The 6,661-nt window shown below is 41.5% G+C and carries 6 protein-coding genes; all 6 read left to right on the top strand.

All coding sequences use genetic code 11. From position 1 onward, the window contains the following. On the top strand, nucleotides 1–1,958 hold a 1,958-nt coding region (locus AC3AQ9_RS07200; protein WP_488306741.1), incomplete at its 5' end, for a DNA translocase FtsK. A 156-nt stretch (nucleotides 1,959–2,114) separates the two neighbouring features. Continuing rightward, complete coding sequence (gene murC / locus AC3AQ9_RS07195) at nucleotides 2,115–3,428, top strand: UDP-N-acetylmuramate--L-alanine ligase (protein ID WP_488306740.1); 1,314 nt, start codon at nucleotides 2,115–2,117, stop codon at nucleotides 3,426–3,428. Between the two features lie 138 nt (nucleotides 3,429–3,566). After that, a complete protein-coding gene (locus AC3AQ9_RS07190; protein WP_488306739.1) occupies nucleotides 3,567–4,058 on the top strand; it encodes a DUF948 domain-containing protein in 492 nt (163 codons plus the stop codon). A 30-nt stretch (nucleotides 4,059–4,088) separates the two neighbouring features. Beyond that, entirely contained in the window at nucleotides 4,089–5,030 is a 942-nt protein-coding gene (locus tag AC3AQ9_RS07185) for a YtxH domain-containing protein (RefSeq protein ID WP_488306738.1), read from the top strand. Between the two features lie 16 nt (nucleotides 5,031–5,046). Further along, on the top strand, nucleotides 5,047–5,376 hold the full coding sequence (gene ytxJ / locus AC3AQ9_RS07180) for a bacillithiol system redox-active protein YtxJ (RefSeq protein ID WP_488306737.1): 330 nt from the start codon (nucleotides 5,047–5,049) through the stop codon (nucleotides 5,374–5,376). Nucleotides 5,377–5,545: 169 nt separating this feature from the next. After that, a complete protein-coding gene (locus tag AC3AQ9_RS07175; protein ID WP_488306736.1) occupies nucleotides 5,546–6,631 on the top strand; it encodes a bifunctional 3-deoxy-7-phosphoheptulonate synthase/chorismate mutase in 1,086 nt (361 codons plus the stop codon). Nucleotides 6,632–6,661 lie beyond the last annotated feature (30 nt).

Below are 6,661 nucleotides of genomic sequence, written 5' to 3'. Positions count from 1 at the left end.
AAGAGATTTCTGCAGTCAATGAACAACCTGCTAATGAAAAAGTAATGGAAGTTCAAGAAATGCCAGTTATCGTAGAAGTGCCGGAAGTTCAAGAACAAGCTGTTACTGAAGATGCACCGGAAATCCAAGGCAAAGCAGTGATTGAAGATCAAGCGATTGTTCAGCAAAAAACCGGAAATTCAAGGCAACATTTGTCTGATGCCGTATCCAGTGAAGCAGCTCCTGAAGCTGCTGAAGTTGTGATGGCTGAAGTACAAGAAACAGCAGTCGAAGTTCCAAAACCAAAACCGTTGAAGAAAACTGCTGAACCGGAAGGAAAGCGTGAGAAAACGGTGCCGTTTAATGTACTGATGCTGAAGTCAGACAAAGAGCGTCTAAAAAAACCGTTTCCGGCGAAGCCTGCTGTTCCAGAAAGCAAAAAAGAGGAGTCTTCAAAGATTGAAGAGAAACCATCCAAAGGACTAGCGGTAAAAACGCAATTAATGTCTGAAGTGATAGCTTCTTCGAAAACTGAAGAACCGGTTGAAGAGTCTAAAGAAGAAATAATTCCATATGAACATCCTGAAATCGATGTTCTGCGTCCCCCTGAAAATGATTTAGTAGATGAAATTTGGATGGAAGAGCAAGGAGAGCGGCTGATAGAAGCGTTATCACATTTCCAGATTCAAGCATCGATATTAAGCATTGTCCAAGGACCTGCAGTTACTCAATTTGAAGTGACGGTTGCACAAGGAGTTAAAGTCAGCAAAATCCGCAATCTGGCAGACGATTTGAAACTGGCATTAGCAGCAAAAGATATTCGCATTCAAGCGCCGATTCCAGGAAAAAGTTCGATAGGAATCGAAATTCCTAATCGGAAATCTCGCCCAGTCCGCATTTCAGAAGTAATTGGCAGTTCTGTTTTTACTAGTTCAGAATCACCGCTCGAAGCAGCACTTGGACTCGATTTAACAGGGAAACCTGTTACTCTGGATTTACGGAAGATGCCGCATGGCTTGATAGCGGGGGCTACCGGCTCTGGTAAAAGTGTATGCATCAATTCATTGTTGGTAAGTTTATTGTATAAATCGTCTCCGCGTGATTTAAAATTATTGCTGATTGATCCGAAAATGGTGGAGCTCGCTCCGTACAATCATATTCCCCATCTCGTCAGCCCTGTCATTACTGATGTCAAGGCAGCTACAGCTTCGCTTAAATGGGCAGTTGAAGAAATGGAACGGCGTTACAAGCTTTTTGCGCATGCCGGGGTGCGAGATTTAAACCGTTACAATAAACTGGTTAAAGAAAAAGGCGATTATGCGCAGCACTTGCCTTATATTTTAATAATCATTGACGAATTGGCTGATTTAATGATGATGTCGCCTTCTGATGTAGAAGACGCTATTTGCCGGATTGCCCAAAAAGCACGAGCATGCGGTATTCATCTTGTGATTGCGACACAACGCCCTTCAGTAGATGTTATCACCGGGCTCATCAAATCCAATATTCCAACGCGAATTGCCTTTTCAGTATCTTCCCAAGTAGACAGCAGAACAATCCTGGATTCACAAGGAGCAGAACGTCTGTTAGGAAGAGGGGATATGCTGTATCTTGGAAATGGAATGTCGGCACCTGTGCGGCTTCAAGGCACGTTTGTGACGGATGAAGAAATTGAAGAAGTTATTGCTCATGTCCGAAAGCAAGGCGAACCTGAATATTTCTTTAAAGAAGAAGAGCTGATTAAACTTAATGATTCTCCTGATGTGCAAGATGATTTATTTGAAGAAGCTTGCCGTTTTATCATTTCACAAGGCAGTGCTTCGACCTCTCTGTTGCAGCGGAAGTTCCATATTGGCTATAATCGGGCAGCAAGATTAATGGACTTGATTGAACAGCATGGCTTTATCTCTGAACAAAACGGCAGTAAAGCAAGAACAGTTTTGATAACAGAAGAGGATATGGCTGATGTTTTTCAGTAATTAATGCCCATGAAGCTTTGAATAACAGGAAATATCGGTCATATCATCGGCTAGGTGAAAGATGGTATAATCGAGTGATTGCATTTTGTGACCAGCTATAGATTTCGCACGGCGATTCGTATAGACTAATTTTCAACTTCCACAGGAGGTTCATTTATGACAGTTTTACATTTTACCGGAATTAAAGGTTCCGGTATGAGCCCGCTTGCCCAGATCATGCATGATATGGGAGAACAGGTGCAAGGCTCAGACATTGAGAAATATTTTTTTACAGAAGACCGTCTGCATGAAAGAGGCATTACAATCCTGCCTTTTGACGAAAACAATATTCATGAAAATATGACGATTATCGCAGGTAACGCCTTTAACGATAATCATCCTGAGCTGGTAAAAGCACGGGAACTGGGGGCGACAATCATCCGCTACCATGAGTTCTTAGGCGATTTGATGAAGCAGTATGTCTCAGTCGCAATTACCGGAGCACATGGCAAAACATCTACTACCGGTTTGATGGCACATATACTTGATGGTTACAAACCTGTTTCTTATTTAATCGGGGATGGCACTGGCTATGGCAAAGCGAATTCTCATTTCTTTGTTGCCGAAGCATGTGAATACCGGCGCCATTTTTTAGCGTATCATCCAGACTACGCTATTATGACCAATATCGATTTTGATCACCCGGATTATTTTGGAGATATCGATGATGTCTTTAAAGCGTTTGAAGAAATGGCCCAGCAAGTGAAGAAATGTATTATAGCTTGTGGAGATGATGAATATCTGCAAAGAATTCAAGCGCCGGTTCCAGTGGTTTACTACGGATTTGGACCGGAAAATGATTTTCAGGCAACTAATGTGATCAAGACAACAACAGGCACTACCTTTGATGTAGTCATTAGAAATGAATTTTTCCACACCTTTACGATTCCGATGTTCGGTGACCATGCCATATTGAATGCTTTGGCAGTAATCTCACTTTGCCATTATGAGAATATACCAGCAGACATTATACAGCAGCAGTTTTCGGATTACAGCGGAGTAAAACGCCGTTTTACACAAACCGAAGTAGGGGGCCATATTTTAATCGATGACTATGCCCACCATCCGACGGAAATCCGTGCCACTTTGCAATCGGCACGTCAAAAGTTTCCTGACCGGGAATTGGTTGCAATATTTCAGCCGCATACCTTTTCCCGTACACAAGCGTTCCTGCAGGAGTTTGCAGATAGCCTAGGCGAAGCGGATCATGTCTACCTATGCGATATCTTTGGCTCAGCACGTGAAGCGGCAGGAGTCTTGACAATCCATGATCTCGAAGCGAAAATCGAAGGCAGCCACTTTTTACAAATGGATAATGTAGCTTCATTGCTTTCACATGACAAAGGCGTCTTTTTGTTTATGGGTGCTGGAGATGTTACTAAATTCCAAGAAGCGTTTGAAAAACTAATTACTGAAGAAGAGACAGTTTGACTTTCGAGTCAAATTGTCTTTTTTTTATGAAGGAATTCCTATAAATTTGTTGAATTAATCTAAAGACCCTGTGTTTAGGCAGACTAAGGGTAGGGTAGAAAAGATAGTATAACAGTTTTGAAAAAAGGAGGAAACAGCATGGATTGGAGAATATTGCTTTACATAGCTGCAATTGTCGCGGCTATCGGATTTTTAATTTTATGCGTAGCATTGGCTATGACATTAAATTCCCTTAAAAACACATTAAAAGAAGTTTCAGGCACTGTATCCGGCTTGGAAAATCAATTACAGGGTGTGACGTTGGAGACAACGAATCTTCTGCATAAGACAAATGAATTAGCAGAAGATATCCAAGTGAAATCAGAGAAGTTAAATACGGTGGTAGACGCCGTCAGGGGTGTCGGTAATGCTGTAACAGACCTGAACTCTTCTGTACGACGCATCACAACTACAGTTTCTTCGCAAGTTGAAGAAAATGAAGACAAGATTGCTCAAGTTGTTCAATGGGGCAATGTTGTCATGGGTATCCGCGACAAATGGAAAGAGCGCAAAATTTATGAGGCACGCGCTTCATCATCTTATGCACCAGTTCCTGGGCAAAAGCGTTTGCCACATAACGATCAGTTTTAATTGACTAAAACAATAATGGAGGAATGTAAAATGACACAAAACAACAATAATAACCAAGGTCAAAATTATAATGAATCGCAATACAATAAAAACTACTATTCTCCAAGCGATCAAAACACGAATCAGAATCCAAACCAAAACACCAATCAAAACGCCAACCCAAATACGTATTACGCAAATGAAAGTGCTTTTAACCAAAGCGATTACGTGCCGCAGTCATATGGTATGGGGAACCGCTACGATGATTTATATGATTACGAAGAAGAAACAGGCTCAAAAGATTTCATCATTGGAGCATTGATTGGGGGAATCATCGGAGCCGCGACTGCTTTATTCCTAGCTCCTAAATCAGGCAAAGAATTACGCTCTGATTTGAATACACATGCTGGAACTTTGAAAGAAAAAACTTCAAGCTATACTGATACAGCTAAAGAGAAATCCAGCGGCTTGACTCAGCAAGTAAAACAACAGTCGACGAAAGTTGTTGATAAAGTGAAAAACCTTAAAGGCGGCCAGTCTCCAATGGATGATGGCACAGCATCTTCTGAAGGTGAAGAACAAATTGAAATGCTGGATACTGTCCAAAATTCAGTGGACCAAGCTGAATCAGCGGGCCATGAAGCATTTGCTTCAACTGCAAGCGCGCTGAGAGAAGCAGTAGAAGAAGTTAAAGAAGAGAAAAAAGAAGAACAAAAAGGAAGCTCAAGCACTAGCGGTTCTACTAGCACATCTGGTACAACAGGCACAACAGGTACAACAGGCTCGACTAGCACAACCGGATCAACAGGCACTACGTCAACCGGAACTGGCAGCACAAGTACATCTGGAACTTCTGGAAGCACTGGCAGTTCAAACAAAAACAATTCAAGCAACAACAGCTTCAATAAAAACAGCACAAGCAACAATAAATCAAATTCAAGCAGCAATAGCTCCAATAAAAACAATTCGAGCAATAACAAATCAACGAAATGATCTAGGAGCGGGTTAAATGGAAAATTTAGTGCGTGTACAAGATTTAGACAGTTTAAAACAAGCAACAGCTGGAACCCAGCATTACTGGTTATTCAAACATAGCAGCACATGCCCAGTTTCAGCTGCCGCTTGGAATGAGCTCAATGAATATTGTTCCTTGCATCCTAATCAATTATTTTTGTTTCTGGTTGTTCAGGAAGATCGTGAGCTATCGACAAATATTGAGGCGCTTACGCAAATCAAGCATGAATCGCCTCAATTATTTCACTTTGCCAATCAAGTAGTTGATTGGCATGCATCGCATGGCGATATTACCAGTAAAGCGATGCAGGAATTTATTGCATAAACAAAAAGCCGAAGCCTTGCCGCTTCGGCTTTTTGCTGACTTTAGCGCTTTAGCACGTTGAATCACTAAAATAAATTGCGTGACTTTATCGAATACTTTGCTTATAATAGTCCTATTATGTTATTATGATTCACTAAGTAAGGTGATTCACGAAAGGGGAAGTAAAAGAATGAGCCATTCAGAATTAGAGCAGCTTAGAGAAAAAGTCGATGCAGTCAACCTGCAAATTCTTTCTCTTATCAACGAAAGAGCAACAGTCATCCAAGAAATCGGTAAGATCAAGGAGAAACAAGGGGTAAACCGCTACGATCCATTACGTGAGCGCCATATGCTGAATCTCTTAAAAGAAAATAATAACGGGCCATTGGCACAAAAAACCGTTGATCATATTTTTAAAGAAATTTTCAAATCAGCCCTTGATATGCAAGAAGAAGATCATCGTAAAGCACTTTTAGTTTCACGTAAAAAGAAAGCCGAAGATACAGTAATCACAATCAACGGAGAGCGAATCGGTGAAGGTACACCTTCCTTCATCTTTGGTCCTTGTGCAGTAGAATCCCAAGAGCAAGTGTCAAAAGTTGCTGAAGCAATCGGAGGTAAAGGTCTTCGTTTAATCCGAGGCGGGGCATACAAACCACGTACTTCTCCATATGATTTCCAAGGCTTAGGGCTTGAAGGTCTAAAAATGTTAAAAGCGGCTGCGGATCAATACAATTTAGCTGTTGTTTCTGAAATTGTGACCCCTCACCATTTGGAGGAAGCTTTGCCATTCGTGGATGTAGTCCAAATTGGAGCGCGCAATATGCAGAACTTCGAACTTCTAAAAGCAGTTGGCCAAATCAACAAACCGGTTCTTCTGAAAAGAGGGATGTCAGCTACAATTGATGAGTTCATTAATGCTGCCGAGTACATCATCGCTTCCGGTAACGACCAAATTATTCTTTGTGAACGTGGTATCCGGACATATGAAAAAGCAACAAGAAATACGCTTGATATCTCAGCTGTTCCAATTCTGAAACAAGAAACACATCTTCCGGTGTTTGTAGATGTGACGCACTCAACTGGACGCCGCGATTTATTGCTTCCGGCTGCTAAAGCGGCAATTGCAATCGGTGCTGATGGAGTGATGGCAGAAGTACATCCAGATCCTGCCGTTGCATTGTCAGACGCTGCACAGCAAATGGATTTAAACCAATTCGACGAATACTACGATGCTTTGATGAAATTCATGAAGCAATACGAATTGAAAATGTAATTGATAAAAGCCGGGCAACCCCCGGTTTTT

It is taken from the genome of Planococcus sp. VCh962 (genome assembly GCF_057748275.1).
This window is presented reverse-complemented; position numbering and strand designations above follow the sequence as displayed.